General features: G+C 63.7%; 18 protein-coding genes. 16 read left to right on the plus strand and 2 right to left on the minus strand.

Annotated elements, in window-relative coordinates; translation table 11 throughout:
* From HMPREF2791_RS09930 to HMPREF2791_RS09985, 11 genes are all read left to right on the plus strand, one after another.
* Positions 1-637, plus strand: a 637-nt coding sequence (locus HMPREF2791_RS09930) for an HAD hydrolase family protein (RefSeq protein WP_070845209.1), incomplete at its 5' end; no start/stop codon positions are given.
* Positions 634-1,215 (plus strand): DNA-3-methyladenine glycosylase, encoded by a 582-nt coding sequence (locus tag HMPREF2791_RS09935; RefSeq protein WP_070845210.1) that lies wholly within the window; start codon positions 634-636, stop codon positions 1,213-1,215. The genes HMPREF2791_RS09930 and HMPREF2791_RS09935, both read left to right, overlap by 4 nt.
* A gap of 83 nt (positions 1,216-1,298) precedes the next feature.
* Positions 1,299-1,946: a biliverdin-producing heme oxygenase gene (locus HMPREF2791_RS09940; protein WP_070482664.1), complete on the plus strand. Its 648-nt coding sequence runs from the start codon at positions 1,299-1,301 to the stop codon at positions 1,944-1,946.
* 385 nt (positions 1,947-2,331) lie between these two features.
* Entirely contained in the window at positions 2,332-2,958 is a 627-nt protein-coding gene (locus HMPREF2791_RS09950) for a hypothetical protein (protein WP_070451807.1), read from the plus strand.
* Positions 2,955-3,248 carry a hypothetical protein gene (locus HMPREF2791_RS09955; protein ID WP_141764974.1) on the plus strand — a complete coding sequence of 98 codons (294 nt, stop codon included), beginning with the start codon at positions 2,955-2,957 and terminating at the stop codon, positions 3,246-3,248. The genes HMPREF2791_RS09950 and HMPREF2791_RS09955 overlap by 4 nt, the downstream gene beginning before the upstream one ends.
* 41 nt (positions 3,249-3,289) lie before the next feature.
* A complete protein-coding gene (locus HMPREF2791_RS09960) occupies positions 3,290-3,763 on the plus strand; it encodes a hypothetical protein (protein ID WP_070451801.1) in 474 nt (157 codons plus the stop codon).
* Positions 3,764-3,775: 12 nt separating this feature from the next.
* Positions 3,776-4,012 carry a DDE-type integrase/transposase/recombinase gene (locus HMPREF2791_RS09965; RefSeq protein WP_070451797.1) on the plus strand — a complete coding sequence of 79 codons (237 nt, stop codon included), beginning with the start codon at positions 3,776-3,778 and terminating at the stop codon, positions 4,010-4,012.
* A 310-nt stretch (positions 4,013-4,322) separates the two neighbouring features.
* Positions 4,323-4,955, plus strand: a complete 633-nt coding sequence (locus tag HMPREF2791_RS09970) for an ABC transporter ATP-binding protein (RefSeq protein WP_070845213.1) — start codon at positions 4,323-4,325, stop codon at positions 4,953-4,955.
* Between the two features lie 92 nt (positions 4,956-5,047).
* Positions 5,048-5,863 (plus strand): HtaA domain-containing protein, encoded by an 816-nt coding sequence (locus HMPREF2791_RS09975; protein ID WP_070845214.1) that lies wholly within the window; start codon positions 5,048-5,050, stop codon positions 5,861-5,863.
* A gap of 5 nt (positions 5,864-5,868) precedes the next feature.
* A complete protein-coding gene (locus HMPREF2791_RS09980) occupies positions 5,869-6,132 on the plus strand; it encodes a hypothetical protein (RefSeq protein WP_070472763.1) in 264 nt (87 codons plus the stop codon).
* A gap of 64 nt (positions 6,133-6,196) precedes the next feature.
* Positions 6,197-6,958 (plus strand): HtaA domain-containing protein, encoded by a 762-nt coding sequence (locus HMPREF2791_RS09985; protein WP_070472765.1) that lies wholly within the window; start codon positions 6,197-6,199, stop codon positions 6,956-6,958.
* Here HMPREF2791_RS09985 and ppk2 read toward each other — a convergent pair whose 3' ends face one another.
* Entirely contained in the window at positions 6,959-7,810 is an 852-nt protein-coding gene (gene ppk2 / locus HMPREF2791_RS09990; RefSeq protein WP_070845215.1) for a polyphosphate kinase 2, read from the minus strand.
* 186 nt (positions 7,811-7,996) lie between these two features.
* Between ppk2 and HMPREF2791_RS09995 the strand changes: the two genes are divergently transcribed.
* From HMPREF2791_RS09995 to HMPREF2791_RS10015, 5 genes are all read left to right on the plus strand, one after another.
* The gene (locus HMPREF2791_RS09995; protein ID WP_070472771.1) at positions 7,997-8,635 is read left to right on the plus strand and encodes a GntR family transcriptional regulator; all 639 of its coding nucleotides are present in this window, start codon (positions 7,997-7,999) and stop codon (positions 8,633-8,635) included.
* Positions 8,636-8,695: 60 nt separating this feature from the next.
* Positions 8,696-9,451, plus strand: a complete 756-nt coding sequence (locus tag HMPREF2791_RS10000) for a LamB/YcsF family protein (protein ID WP_070472773.1) — start codon at positions 8,696-8,698, stop codon at positions 9,449-9,451.
* Entirely contained in the window at positions 9,448-10,998 is a 1,551-nt protein-coding gene (locus tag HMPREF2791_RS10005; RefSeq protein WP_070845216.1) for a 5-oxoprolinase subunit B/C family protein, read from the plus strand. The genes HMPREF2791_RS10000 and HMPREF2791_RS10005 overlap by 4 nt, the downstream gene beginning before the upstream one ends.
* A 3-nt stretch (positions 10,999-11,001) precedes the next feature.
* Positions 11,002-12,726 carry an acetyl/propionyl/methylcrotonyl-CoA carboxylase subunit alpha gene (locus HMPREF2791_RS10010; RefSeq protein ID WP_070845217.1) on the plus strand — a complete coding sequence of 575 codons (1,725 nt, stop codon included), beginning with the start codon at positions 11,002-11,004 and terminating at the stop codon, positions 12,724-12,726.
* 66 nt (positions 12,727-12,792) lie between these two features.
* On the plus strand, positions 12,793-13,878 hold the full coding sequence (locus HMPREF2791_RS10015; RefSeq protein ID WP_070472783.1) for a zinc-dependent alcohol dehydrogenase family protein: 1,086 nt from the start codon (positions 12,793-12,795) through the stop codon (positions 13,876-13,878).
* Here HMPREF2791_RS10015 and HMPREF2791_RS10020 read toward each other — a convergent pair.
* The coding region (locus HMPREF2791_RS10020; protein ID WP_141764977.1) for an HNH endonuclease signature motif containing protein at positions 13,875-14,151 on the minus strand (277 nt) is incomplete at its 5' end. The two genes, HMPREF2791_RS10015 and HMPREF2791_RS10020, sit on opposite strands and share 4 nt — an antisense overlap.

The following is a 14,151-nucleotide window of genomic DNA, read 5'->3' on the forward strand; positions in this document are numbered from 1 at the left end:
AACACTGCAACGCATGTTCCCCGCATGCGAGACGTTCATCGCCGAAAACGGCGCGGTGGTGTGGCACGGCGGCGAGGTCGTCTCCACCACCGCCCTGTCCGCGGACGCCGCGCGCAACTTGATCGCAGCGCTTCCCGACGCTCCTTTTCCCGCCCACACCGTCATCTGCGCCCCGGAAGTAGCCGCCACCCTCCCGCTGCCGCCAGCAATCGACGCGGAGGTGGACAAGTACTACGCCTCCCGCACAACACTGGCGGCGCTCGGCGACCACCCCAGCCCCGTGGTCAAGATCGCCCTCTACGTCGAAACCGACGCCGAACGCGACGCCCTGCCCTGGGTCCGCGAACACGCCCCCGGGCTGCGCGCTGTCGTCAGCGGCAAACACTGGCTAGACATCATGCACCCAGACGCCGACAAAGGACAGGCACTCGAAGCGCTCGCCGACACGCTGGACATCCCCCTTGCACAGACCGCAGCATTCGGCGACTTCCTCAACGACTACGGCATGCTTCGCGCCGCCGGCTACGCCGTCGCCATGGAAAACGCACACCCCGACCTCAAAGCGATCGCGGACGAGGTGATTGGGTCAAATGGGGACGAGGCGGTCGTCGATAAGCTTGCGCAATGGCTGCAATGATCGACTTCACCCACCCCGCCGACATCGTCGCACCGCAGTTGCTAGGGTGCCTGATCACCCACAACGGGGTAACCGTGCGCCTGACCGAAATCGAGGCATACCTCGGCGCTGAAGACCCCGCCGCCCACACGCACAGGGGCAAAACCGCCCGCAACGCCGCCATGTTCGGCCCACCCGGCAGGCTGTACGTCTACCTCTCCTACGGCATCCACCACAACGGCAACATCGTCTGCGCGCCCGAAGGCATCGGCCAAGGCTGCCTCATGCGCGGCGGCGAAATCATCACCGGCGAAGCACTCGCCCGCCAGCGACGCCAACGCCCCGACCGTGCCATAATCCCGTTTGAAAACCTCGCCCGCGGGCCAGGCAACCTCGGCCAAGCACTCGCACTGGGGTTAGGCGACAACGGCACCCCCATTCACCTCACCCCGCGCAACACCGAACCCGAATGGGTCGCAGGACCCCGCATCGGGATCTCCAAAAACAAAGACGCCCCGTGGCGGTTCTGGATCCCCGGCGACAAGACCGTATCCACACCACGCGGGCGCCCGAAGCGGATCAACCTTTTGGGTGATTGATTGAAGGTTAGGCTTACCTATATTCTCAATCTGCAACCAAGGGTAACCTACCCTTCATTCCTAGATTGGAGAAGCAGATGACCATGGCCGCCCCCACTGACCAGCGACTGTCGGCCGCACTCAAAGACCAGACTGCCACTGCGCACTCCAGCGCCGAGAATTCCCCCTTCATGTCGAGCCTTGGAAAAGGCGAGCTGGACCGGGCAGCCGTAGCAGAGCTGACAGTGCAGTACTTCCACATCTATTCGGCACTCGAAGATGCGGTACGCCGCGCCGCTTCCCACCCCGCGGTGGCGCAGATCGCCGACGAGCGCCTCGAGCGCGTGCCCGCCCTCGAAGCCGATCTCACCGCCATGCTCGGTGCCGGCTGGAAGGAAACCACCGCCCCACTCGATGCCACGAGGCGCTACGTTGCCGAACTCGAGGCGCTCACCCCGGACTCCGGCCCGGAAGTCATCGCCCACCACTACGTGCGCTACCTCGGCGACATTGCCGGCGGACAGGTGCTCGCACGCGTGTTCCAGAATGCGTACGCGCTGCCCGACGAGGCATTGCACTTCTACAACTTCTCCGCGGTAGGCAAGATCCCACACTACCGCGCGCACTACAAGGAGGCGCTCGACGCGATGCAGCTTAACGACGAAGAGCGCGCACGAATCATCTCCACCGCCCAGCACGTTTTCGCCCTGAACCAGGCAGTGTTCCAGGACCTTTCGACCCACGCCGGCTAGGCCGAGGCTCACTAACGCCTGTCAACGTAGGCGATCGCACCCCAGATCGCCCCAGCCGCCACGAACGCAGTGAGCACTCCGCCGGTGAGCGTGAACTGCGCAGGCACCAGAAACAGCACTAGCACTGCCAAGCAAACAATCAACCCCCAAGCCACCGCGAGGACGATCCCCGCGCGTTTGCCCAGTCGAGCACTGGCATCGCGGCCCTTATGCGAGGGCAGTGACGAAAGCCCGAGAACCGCAGCCACCAACGCCACGCTCGCAGGGAACGCCACCCAGATGTTTCCGGTACCCGCCCCAAACGCGATCACACCTGTGATCAAGGCGATCAGGGCCCCTTAGTGCCAGGGTGGTTGTGAACAACGAACCGTAGGAGGTTTTGTTCATGACCGATTCTCAGTTGCCTCAGTCGGTGCCGTCGGTGTTGACGTCGCCATCGGCTGTTGAGGTCCCCGTGGCTGCCCGGAAGGTCAAGTCTCAGACGTCGCGTGAGGAGGTTGAGGAGATTTTGGCGATGCCGCCGCGTGTGCTGGCGGCGGGGGAAGTGCTCGATGAGGAGACGTTGGTATCGCTTGAGGCGGTGGCGTTCGTGTTTTCCCCGTTCCGCGAGACCGGTTCTGGCAGTTGGTTTCATCCAGCGCAGCAGCGGCAGATGATCACGATTTACAACCTGTTGCCCTATGGCACGAAGGGCCTGTGGTGTGCGCGGCAGGGGATCCAATACTTCAATCTCAAGCGTTGGGCCCGCGCATTGCAGAAATCGAAAACCACTGATGACGGCCTCGACGGTACCGAGCGTGCCAAACGCTTGGCGGATGCTGCCTATCTGGGAAAACCTAGTGCGGAATACATCCGTGAGGTGGTCGTCGAGTACGGGTTAGTACCGCATGGCCAGAAAGAAGCTTGGTTGGTTGCGCATGGACTTGCTGCCCATACCGTGCGACGCTGGACAGCAATGGTGGCGGACGGTGATCTGCCAACACGCACAAGGCCAAGGGGGGTGGAGCGTTGACGATGGATGAATGCGCTGAAATTCAGCAGCTGCGCAAGGAAATCTCCGCGCTAACGCAGGATAAACGCAAGCTTGAACTCGACGCGAAACGTCGGGAAGAAGCAATGCAGAGTGCCCTGGATAAGGCGACGGAAAGGGCAGAGCGGGCTGAGTTGGCCACTGATGTGTTGGGAAAAGCTGTAACGTCCATGCCAGGAGCACCTGGCGTGGACTCAGACGCGGAGGAAAAGTCCTCACCGGCGCCCAACAACGCCTCTACGAGCAAGGACGCCAAGCGGAAGAAACGCTGATCAATCAGCTTGTTTCCGTCGGTTACTCCAAAACGAAGGCGATGGGAATTATCGGTGTGTCGCGCAGCCGGGTCTTCTACGAAACTCATCCGCGCCCGCGCACCGACAACCCGATCCCGTATCACCAACGCCGGATCAGCCGGCTGCCGGATGCCACTGTCAAACGCATCGTAGAAATGCTGGACGACAATCCGCATTGCGGGGTGGACCAGGTGTTTTACGCCACGTTGAACAACGGGATCTATCTGGCGAGTCTGCGCAGCTTTTACCGGGTGGCCAAAGCGCACGGCAAACTGTTGCACCAACGCCACAACACCAAAGCCAGACAAGCCAAACGCCGCCACGACGCCGCGCCGCCGCATGTGCACGCCACCGCCCCCGGACAAGTGTTGTGCTGGGATATTACGTTTTTGCCTGGCCGGTGCTACGGGCAAACCTTCGCGTTGCACATGGTGATCGATCTGTACTCGCGTGCCATCGTCGGGTTCGTCGTCGCAGAACGAGAAAACAGCTAACTTGCAGCAGCGATGTTCGCCGACATCTTCACTCGTTTTCCTGATGTGCACACCGTGCACTCCGACAACGGTGCTGCGATGACCAGCAAACGACTCGGTAAACTCTTCGCCGAACATGGTGTGGCCCGCTCGTTGAACCGGCCGCATACCAGCAACGACAACCCACACGCCGAGTCGGTGTTTCACACCCTCAAGACCAGGACGTACTATCCGAAAACCTTTACCACGCTGGGTGAAGCAGACGCCTAGGTCAGCGCTTGGGCGCCGGTCTATAACACCACCCCACACAGCGGGATCAACTACTACCCACCACAAGCAGTCCTCGACGGTACCTGGATAAACCTGCAACGCAAGCGAGAAGAAGGGATGCGAACCGCACTGAGCGAAGGCGCCATCGCACAACTACCGGACACCAAAGCTGGCACAGACCTTCCGGCAGAAGTCAGCATCATCCGTACCACCACCCAAACCGCCCAAACCCCACACCCCATCACGATCTAACACCCAGACCCGTTCACAACCACTTGACACAAAGCGCGACATTCAGCTCGCGCACGGAGTGGTCGAGGTGGCGGGCAAGGATGCGTCGGAAAGCACAGCCTCCGAACTCGCGCGCACGCGCGCTGTCATGCTCCAAGACGTCAGCGTGGCGTTTTCCTTCCTCGTGCGCGATGTCGTCGAAATGGGCCGCCACCCCTGGGGCCGTGGGCCGGACGATGCGGCGATCGTGGATGCGGCGCTCGACGCGACGGGGATCACCCACCTACAGGACCGCGAGATTGTGACGCTGTCCGGCGGAGAGCGAGCCCGCGCAGCCTTCGCGCGGGTGCTCACGCAGCAAACGCAGGTCGTGCTTCTCGACGAACCAACGGCAGCCATGGACGTTCACTTCCAAGAACAAACGATGGGAGCCGTTCGCGCGCTTGCGCGCCGCGGTGTGACAGTCATCGTCGTGTTGCACGACCTACAGCTCGCGGCGCGATATTGCGACAGCGTCGTGTGCCTTAAGGCGGGCGAGATTACAGCGGCAGGCACCGTTGACGAAGTGTACAACGACGCGATTCTCAGCTCCGTCTACGACTGGCCCATCACCGTGTTGCGGAGCAGTGGGCGGATCCTAGTGGCCCCCGACGAGGCGGGTGAACCCGTCTCCGGACTCTGGTGTCCAGCCCCAGCTCCCCCCACCCCTTGAAAAAGTTAGGGACACCTTGCTAAGGTTAGCCTACCCTATCCAATCGGTGCGATGTTACATCCACCACACCAACTCACCGAGAGGCTTCATCAATGTCCCGCACCACCACCCTCGCGGCCATCACCGCCACGGCCATGATCTCGACTGCATTCGCCACCCCCGCTGCCTTCGCGGATGCGCCAACCATCGAGTCGGGAAATGCGCACTGGAACATCAAGGAATCGTTCCTGCGCTACGTGCAATCCCCGTTCGTCGCCAGCACCATCACAACCACGGAAGGCGCGGAGAAGGTGCTTCGCGACGGCAAGCTTGCTGACTTCGCACTTCCGGTCAATGCCGCCGACTCCGCCCTCGATGCCAACGGCAACGGCACCATTGACCTCGACGGCGCCATTTCGATCGTGGGTCACCACGGCGCTATGGACATCAAGATGTCCGACTTCAAGATTGTGGTCAACGGTACGAAGGGCGTCCTGCAGGCGGATTACGTGCGCAAGGGCGCAATGCCGGGCTCTGAGCCCACCACCGCCACCGGAGACGACAAGCCGATCGCAGAGTTCGAGGTCACAGATGCGCTGAAGCCCGGCAAGGACAACAAGTTGTCTGCGACGTTCACCCCGACCAAGCTGACCGAGTTCGGCGTCGACATCTTCGGCTCGAGCTACGAAGTCGGCAAGCCATTGGATGACTCGAAAGTCGCCGTCGACCTCACATTCAAGGCACCGAAGGAGGAGATGAAGCCGGCTGACCCGAAGCCGACCGACCCGAAGCCGACCGATGAGGACGGCTCGAGCACCGGCGCAATCGTCGGCATTGTCATGGCGGTTATCGCAGTGCTGGGCGGCCTGGGCTTTGCGGCGACTCAGCCTTCGGTCCAGAAGCTGATTAACCAGTTCATGGGCAAGTAGCGGCCATGTGCAAGGCGCGATTGTCCACCGCGGTGGCGGTGGCGCTATTGCTTTGCTCCCCCGCCGTCACTGAAGGCCAAACTGCGGAGGAAGACACTTTCACGGAGATTTCCTCGACAGACGACGGCTCGCCGGCTACGCAAGCCACGCGGGCAATCGCACTGGCGATGGCTTTCACCGGTTTAGGGTTCGCGCTCGGCGCCCTCATACAGGGGGCCGCGTCAATCCTCGGCATCAAGCCTCCACAACTGCCCCAACTGGTGCGTTAAACACTGTCCCAAGGGCCCCGTCGTCCGGCGAGGCCCTCATTTGATTCGAAAAGGATTCGCCTCAATGCTCATCTCCCGAAACGCCGCTGCGGCGGGGTTCTCCGCGCTTATATTCGCCACTGCGCTGGCAATTCCTGCCGCCGCCGAAAGCTCCTCCGCTGAGCCCGCCGAGGTTGGCGGCGAATTTGTGTGGCCCATTTCCACCGGTTTTCTGAATCAGGCCGTCATTAAAGGTCAAGGTCGCGTGCTCACAGGCGGGGGCGCGACGTGGAACCAGGAAGCGCTTGAATTCTCCTTCCCGGTCACCTCCGCGACGCGGACCGGAAAGACGTGGACATTCGCGCTCGACGGCTCAGCGCAGGTACAGGGATACAAGAATGCGGGTGGCTACGACGGCTGGGCCGTAGATGTAAAGTACTCGGACCTCAAGCTGAAGGTGGAGGGAAAAAACGCCACTTTGTACGGCGACTACCTCCTCGCCGGGGTCGCGAACAAGACGTACAAGCCAGTCGGTGCCAAGGGGGACGACGAGCCGCTGGTCACCTTCACACTCGGCAGCGAGATCACCCCGCCGAAACGAGTGACAGAGCACAACCGGACAACGGTGTCGGATACCGGCATGGAGAAGTCCCTCAGGCACTACCCGAAGGGCACGTTGCTAAAAGACTCTGAAGTGGATCTCAACGTGACATTCGGGGCGACTGCTCTCAGCCCTGGGGCGATCGCGGGCATCGCCGTGGGCGTGCTCGCCGTACTTGGCAGTCTCGCCTACGCATCAACCCTTACCCCGGTCCGGGCGCTCCTTGCGCAGTGGCTGCCCCGGTAACTACTTTCTCTTTTTCTTCTTGCTGCCCTTGCCCACTTTGCGCTTCTCCAACTTGGCGGCGACGTCGGGGACGTAGCGGAACTCGTCGCGAGGCGGACGCTCATAGTCCGTGATCTCCGGGCGCTCCGGGATCTCCGGCAAGTCCGGCTTGATGTGCTCGTACGGGATGGTGGACAAAAGGTGCGAGATGACGTTGATGCGCGAGCGCTTCTTGTCCTCGCTTTCCACCGTGTACCACGGCGCCGACGGAATGTCGGTGTGGACGAACATCTCGTCCTTCGCGCGGGAGTACTCCTCCCACTTCGTGATGGACTCCAGGTCCATCGGCGAGAGCTTCCACTGACGCAGCGGATCGTTGCGGCGCGACTGGAAGCGCTTGTACTGCTCCTCATCGGAGACGGAGAACCAGTACTTGCGCAGCATGATGCCGTCCTCAACCAGGAGGCGCTCGAAGATCGGCGCCTGATGCAGGAACCGGCGGTACTCCTGCGACGACGCGAACCCCATCACGCGCTCCACACCGGCGCGGTTGTACCAGGAGCGGTCGAAGATGACGATCTCACCGGCCGTGGGCAGCTTCTCCACGTAGCGCTGGAAGTACCACTGGCCCTGCTCGCGATCCGTCGGCTTCGGCAGCGCCTCGATGCGGCAGGGGCGCGGGTTCATGTACTGGGTGATCCGCTTAATCGCGGAGCCTTTGCCGGCCGCGTCGCGGCCCTCCATGACGATGACCAGGCGCTCGCCGTTTTCCACCACCCACTGCTGCATATCCACGAGCTCAGCCTGCAGGCGCAGCAGCTCCTTCTCGTACGCTTTCTTGGACAGTTTCGGCGGTTTGTTGTCGTGGCTCATGGGTGTAACCGTACCCGCAGGTGCCGTGAGCACTAAAAACACAAAGAAACCTGAGAAGAAAGATCAACATGAGATAACCAGTGCATTGTTCAACAATAAATGCGTTATACTCTCCGCAGTTCTAACCAATACGGTCACCCACCTGCGCAAACACGGTAGGTGACAACTGATTTCAATACGGATGCCATGCTTGCACACAACGTTTCCGCCGAGGTCCGCCGCGCGATCTCACGCGGCGAATTCGCTCCCGGGCAAAAGCTCAACGAGGTCGCCCTCGCCGAGCGCTTCGGGGTTTCCCGCAACACGTTGCGTGAAGCTTTCGCCATGCTGACCGCTGAAGGCCTCTGCGAACGCATCCCCAACCGCGGCGTGTTCCTGGCCACCCCGACGCCGGAGTTCGTCACCGACACCTTCCGCGCCCGCGCCGCCATCGAGCCGGCCGCGCTGCTGTGGGGCCCCGACCTGGACGTCGAACGCCTCGACGAGCTGAACAAGGAAGCCCGCGTCGCCATCGAGGAAGAGGACGACGACCTGTTCATCGCCGTCAACCAAGCCTTCCACCACGTCGTGCTCGCCGCGATGGGCTCGAAAACCCTCGGCGACACCATGGACCAGCTCGACGCCTTCCTCCGCCTGGCCACCCTGCCCATCCTGGAGCGCGACCCGGCGTTCAACCGCCGCTTCATCGAGGTCAACGAGCACATCGTCGAACTGGTCCAGTCCGGCGACCGCCAAGCCGCCTCCGACTACCTGCAGGTGCAGCTGATGGAACAGGCCGAGGCGATCATCGAGATGATCGAGAAGATCAACAACGGCGCAGTCTAAGCCACCCCCGCACCCAACCTGAGTGCGAGATCACATGCGCCAGGTTGTATAACTAGGGTCATGCACATCGACCTCAATGCTGACCTCGGTGAGACCACCGCGGGCAACCCGGTCGCTGACGACGCAGCCATGCTGGAGATGGTCTCCAGCGCCAACGTCGCCACCGGCTTCCACGCGGGAGACCCCCATTCCATCGCCGGCACCTTAAAAAACGCCGCCGCCCACGGCGTGACTATCGGCGCGCACGTGGCCTACAACGACCCGGCAGGCTTCGGCCGCCGCTTCATCGACTACGCCCCGGCAGAACTCGCCGACGAGACGCTCTACCAAATCGGCGCCCTCGACGCGCTCGCCCGCGTCCACGGCATGCAGGTGCGCTACGTCAAACCGCACGGCGCGCTCTACAACACGATCGTCCACCACGAAGCGCACGCCAAAGCGGTCATCGACGGCATCAAAGCGTTCAGCCCCGACCTTGCCGTGATGCTGCTACCCGGCGGCGTCGCCGTCGACATCGCCGAGAAGGCCGGCCTGCGCGTCATCCGCGAGGCGTTCGCGGACCGCGGCTACAACCCCGACGGCACGCTCGTGTCGCGGCGTGAGCCGGGAGCGGTCATGCACGACCCGCAGGACGTCGCTAAGCGAGTGCTCCAAGTCGCCTCCACCGGATCCGTCACCGCCATCGACGGCACCGAAGTCAAAGTCCAAGCCGAATCGGTCTGCGTCCACGGCGACTCCCCCGGCTCCGTCGAACTGACCCGCAGCGTCGTGCGCAAGCTTGCCGACGAAGGCATCCGCATCGAGGCCGTCCTGTGAGAAACATCAAACGCGTCGGCACCCGCGCCCTCATCGTGGATCTGCCAGACCTACAAACCGTCATGGACTTCTACGCGGCACTTACTGCCTCCCCACTGGAGCACCAAACCGATGTCGTCGCCGCCGCCCGCACTGTGCTGGTGACCTTCGACTCGCCAACCGCCACCACCAAGGCCGTGGACGTGCTGGCCTCCTACTCCCCCGACGCCGCCGACATGGGCACCCCGCGCGACATCAACATTGACGTGCGATACGACGGCGAAGACGTCGAAGCGCTGGCGTCGTCGCTAGGCATGAGCGCGGACGAGCTGATCGAATGGCACACCTCCACCACCTGGGTCGCCGCCTTCGGCGGATTCGCCCCCGGATTCACCTACTGCGTGCCAGAAGACGCCTCGCGCGCGCTGGAAATCCCGCGCCGCGACTCGCCCCGCACCGCCGTACCCGCAGGCGCCGTCGCCCTGGCCGGCGAATTCTCCGCCGTCTACCCGCGCACCTCCCCCGGCGGCTGGCAGCTCATAGGCACCACCGCCACCCCGATGTGGGACTCCACCGCCACCCCGCCCGCGCTCGTCGCCCCCGGCGACCGCGTGCACTACCGCGCCGTAGACACCCTGCCGGCGGACACGCAAACCGCGCGCAAGCACCTGGCCACACCGCCGCGCAGGCCCGTGTTCACGCTGGACGACGCCGGGCTGCAGACCCTGTACCAAGACCTCGGCCGCCAAGGCAACGGCAACCTCGGGGTGACCACATCCGGCTCCTCCGACCGCGCCTCCGCCCGCACCGCCAACGCCGCAGTAGGCAACAAACGCAACGCCACGCTTTTAGAAAACGTCGGCGGGCTGACCATGACCGCTCTAGCCGAGACCGTCATCTGCGTCACCGGCGCCGACGCCGACGTCACCGTCGGCGGCAGGCCCGCCCCCCTGGCCACCCCAACGATCGTGCCGGCCGGCGCGGAGGTCGTCGTCAAGCCGGCACGCCTGGGTTTCCGCACCTACGTCGCCGTGCGCGGCGGGCTCATCGCCGACACCGAACTGGACTCGGCGGCCACCGACATGCTCTCCGGCCTCGGCCCGAAGCCGCTTGCCGCCGGCGACACCATCGCCATGTCGCTGACCCCGCCGCAGTCCGCGAACTCGCTTCTGTCCAACCCGCTGCGCGTCGAACGCGACGGCGCCGACGTCGTCGGCGTAGTGCGCTGCGTCCTCGGCCCCCGCGACGACTGGTTCGACGCGGACGCCGTGGACCGGTTCTTCGCCACCACCTTCACCGTCACCGGCGATTCCAACCGCGTGGGCCTGCGCCTCGAATCCGACGCGCCCCTGACCCGCTCGCGCGACGGCGAGCTGCCCAGCGAAGGCATGGTCGCAGGCTCCGTGCAGATCCCCCCGTCCGGCCAGCCCGTGCTCTTCCTGCGCGACCACGCCGTGACCGGCGGATACCCTGTCATCGCGACCGTGATCAACGAAGACGTCGACATCGCCGCACAACTCCCGCCCGGCGGAGAACTCCGCTTCGAGCGCTACACCCTGGAAGGTTAAGGAATGACTCTTTCTGCCGTACTGATCGCCAACCGCGGAGAGATCGCCGTGCGTATCGCACGCACCGCCCGCGACTTGGGCATCCGCTCCATCGCCGTCTACTCCGAGCCCGACACCGGCGCACTCCACACCCAGGTCGCCGACGAGGCGTACCTGCTGCCGGGCAACACCTCCGCCGAGACGTACATGAACATCCCGGCGCTCATCGAGATCGCGCACCGTGCCGGCGCCGACTGCCTCCACCCCGGCTACGGCTTTTTGTCCGAAAACGCCGACTTCGCCCGCACCGTCGAGGAGGCCGGCCTGAAATGGATCGGCCCCTCACCCGAGGCCATCGAGCTGCTCGGCGACAAGCTCTCCGCCCGCGCCCTCGCCGTCGAAGCGGGCGCCCCGCTCGCACCGGGCACCGGCGAGCCGCTGTCCACCTGGGAAGAAGCCCGCGACTTCGCCAGCGAGCACGGCATGCCTATCGCAATCAAGGCAGCCTTCGGCGGCGGCGGCCGCGGCCTGAAGGTCGTCTTCGACGAGGCCGACATCGAGGAAGGTTTCGCCTCCGCCGGCCGCGAAGCGCGCGAAGCGTTCGGCCGCGGTGAGTGCTACGTGGAAAAGTTCCTCACCCACCCGCGCCACGTCGAGGCGCAAGTGCTTGCCGACGCGCACGGCAACGTCGCCGTCCTCGGCACCCGCGACTGCTCCACCCAGCGCCGCTTCCAAAAACTCATCGAGGAAGCGCCCGCCCCCTTCCTCACCGACGAGCAGCGCAGCGCCATCGAAGAAGGTGCCCGCGAAATCATCCGCAAGGCGAACTACCAGTCCGCCGGCACCGTCGAATACATCGTCTCCGAAGACGGCACCGTGTCGTTTTTGGAGGTCAACACACGCGTCCAGGTCGAGCACCCCGTCACCGAAGCCATCACTGGCGTGGACATCATCGCCGAACAGTTCCGCATCGCAGACGGGCTTCCGCTGTCCTTCGGCGACGCCGACCCGCAAATCCATGGTCACGCGTTCGAGTTCCGCATCAACGCCGAAGACGTCACCAACGGATTCGCACCGTCACCCGGCACCGTGACGCGTTTCGACGTGCCCACCGGCCCCGGTGTGCGCATCGACACCGGCGTGCGCACCGGTGGCCAAATCCCGCCCTACTACGACTCGCTCATGGGCAAGCTCGTCGTCTGGGGGCCGGACCGCGACACCGCGTTGAAGCGGGCGCAGCAGGCGCTCAGCGAGTTCGTCATCGAAGGCGTGCGCACCGTGCTGCCGTTCCACCGCGACATGGTCGACGCGCCCGAGATCACCGGCGACAGCCTCGACGTCTACACCGACTGGGTGGACCACAACTACTCGCCGTCGCAAAAACACAGTGACGTGGACATCGAGCACATCTACGACGAGCGCCGCGACGTCGTTATCGAGATCGACGGGCGCCTGCACACCATCGGCTTCCCCGCCGCGATGCTCGGTGGCGGCGCGACCGCAGCCCCGGCTGAGGCGGCTGGGCCGGCCGGCGACGAAGCGGGCGCGGTGACATCGAAGTACGAAGCCACCATCGTCGAATGGCTGGTCGCCGACGGCGACGTCGTCTCTAAGGGCGATCCGATCGCCACCGTCGAAGCAATGAAGATGGAATCGCAGCTCAAAGCGCCTCGCGACGGGCAGATCTCGCTCGCCGCGAAGCAGGGCGAGCGCGTGAAGGCGAACGCCACCATCGCGACGATTTCCTAGACATGAGCGCGGTCACTGACATACGATGAGGGTGTCTGAAGCCACACCAGCGAAAGGACCTCTATCATGGCTGAGACAATGCAGGCACTCACCTACTTCGGCGAGGGCGACGTGCGCGTCGACACGCGCCCTGTGCCGACCATCTTGGAGCCCACCGATGCGATCATCCGCATCGACACCACCACCATCTGCGGCACCGACCTCGGCATCTTCCATGGCAAAAACCCCGAAATTGAGGAACGCGAACGCGAGCGCACAGGCGAATGGAACGGACGCATCCTCGGCCACGAAGGCATCGGCACCGTCGAAGCCGTCGGCGAGGCAGTGCAAAACTTCCAACCCGGCGACAAAGTACTTGTCTCGTGCGTTTCCCGATGCGGCGCGTGCGAGAACTGCCAAAAGCAGCTTTACAGCCACTGCCAGAACGGTGGATCCTGGATTCTCGGCTACATGATCGACGGCACTCTCGCCGAGTACGTGCGCACCCCGTTTGCCGACACCTCCCTCTACCACCTGCCGGACACACTGGACAAAGAAGTCGCAGTGTTCCTTTCCGACGCCTTGCCCACCGGACACGAAATCGGAGTCCAATACGGCAGCGTCACCCCGGGCAGCGACGTCATGATCGTCGGCGCAGGCCCAGTCGGCATGGGCGTGCTGCTCACATCCCAGTTCTACTCCCCCGCCACCATCACAGTCGTGGACATGGACGATAACCGCCTCGCCAAAGCCCGCGAAATGGGCGCAACCCACACCCTCAACCCCGCAAGCGATGATGTCAACGCCCGTGTCGGCGACATCACCGAAGGGCGGGGCGTGGACACCGCCATCGAGGCAGTCGGTCTGCCTGCAACATGGAAAACATGCGCCGACAACGTCAAGGAAGGCGGAAACATTGCTGTCGTCGGCGTGCACGGGAAACCGGTGGAGTTTCCGCTCCAGGAGATGTGGATCAAAAATCTCACCGTGACCACCGGTCTCGTCAACGCAAACACCACAGGCATGCTGCTTAAGGCAGTCCAGAACTCGGACCTGCCCATCAAGTCTCTGGCTACCCACCACTTCACGTGGGACCAGCTCGGCGAGGCATGGGAGACGTTCTCGCATGCCGACGAGCACCAGGCGATGAAGGTCATCATCGACAACGTCTAGCCGAAGAGTTGGTCGAGTGCTCCGCGGTCGGTGTTTTTCAGGTGATACCCCCGCGGTGAGACCCACCACGGTGCGCCCCTGATCATCGCGATGTGGCCGCGGGACTTGCGCCAGGGGTCGTCGTCGTTGACCCGGTTGTGATAGCGGCATAGCGGCACCAGGTTGTTCATGTTGGTGTAGCCGCCGTGTTTCCACGCCTCCACGTGGTGAATCTCCGAGCCATACGCCCCGTGCCTACAGCCTGGGAACGCGCACACGGGTGAGACCATGCAG

This window comes from Corynebacterium sp. HMSC034A01 (genome assembly GCF_001838175.1).
Taxonomy (GTDB): domain Bacteria; phylum Actinomycetota; class Actinomycetes; order Mycobacteriales; family Mycobacteriaceae; genus Corynebacterium.

Bases quoted from the DNA above. Each gene is read 5' to 3' on its own strand.
- HMPREF2791_RS09935 (WP_070845210.1), top strand. From the start codon at position 634: ATGATCGACTTCACCCACCCCGCCGACATCGTCGCACCGCAGTTGCTA.
- HMPREF2791_RS09940 (WP_070482664.1), top strand. From the start codon at position 1,299: ATGGCCGCCCCCACTGACCAGCGACTGTCGGCCGCACTCAAAGACCAG.
- HMPREF2791_RS09950 (WP_070451807.1), top strand. From the start codon at position 2,332: ATGACCGATTCTCAGTTGCCTCAGTCGGTGCCGTCGGTGTTGACGTCG.
- HMPREF2791_RS09960 (WP_070451801.1), top strand. From the start codon at position 3,290: ATGGGAATTATCGGTGTGTCGCGCAGCCGGGTCTTCTACGAAACTCAT.
- HMPREF2791_RS09965 (WP_070451797.1), top strand. From the start codon at position 3,776: ATGTTCGCCGACATCTTCACTCGTTTTCCTGATGTGCACACCGTGCAC.
- HMPREF2791_RS09975 (WP_070845214.1), top strand. From the start codon at position 5,048: ATGTCCCGCACCACCACCCTCGCGGCCATCACCGCCACGGCCATGATC.
- HMPREF2791_RS09980 (WP_070472763.1), top strand. From the start codon at position 5,869: ATGTGCAAGGCGCGATTGTCCACCGCGGTGGCGGTGGCGCTATTGCTT.
- HMPREF2791_RS09985 (WP_070472765.1), top strand. From the start codon at position 6,197: ATGCTCATCTCCCGAAACGCCGCTGCGGCGGGGTTCTCCGCGCTTATA.
- ppk2 (WP_070845215.1), bottom strand. From the start codon at position 7,810: ATGAGCCACGACAACAAACCGCCGAAACTGTCCAAGAAAGCGTACGAG.
- HMPREF2791_RS09995 (WP_070472771.1), top strand. From the start codon at position 7,997: ATGCTTGCACACAACGTTTCCGCCGAGGTCCGCCGCGCGATCTCACGC.
- HMPREF2791_RS10000 (WP_070472773.1), top strand. From the start codon at position 8,696: ATGCACATCGACCTCAATGCTGACCTCGGTGAGACCACCGCGGGCAAC.
- HMPREF2791_RS10010 (WP_070845217.1), top strand. From the start codon at position 11,002: ATGACTCTTTCTGCCGTACTGATCGCCAACCGCGGAGAGATCGCCGTG.
- HMPREF2791_RS10015 (WP_070472783.1), top strand. From the start codon at position 12,793: ATGGCTGAGACAATGCAGGCACTCACCTACTTCGGCGAGGGCGACGTG.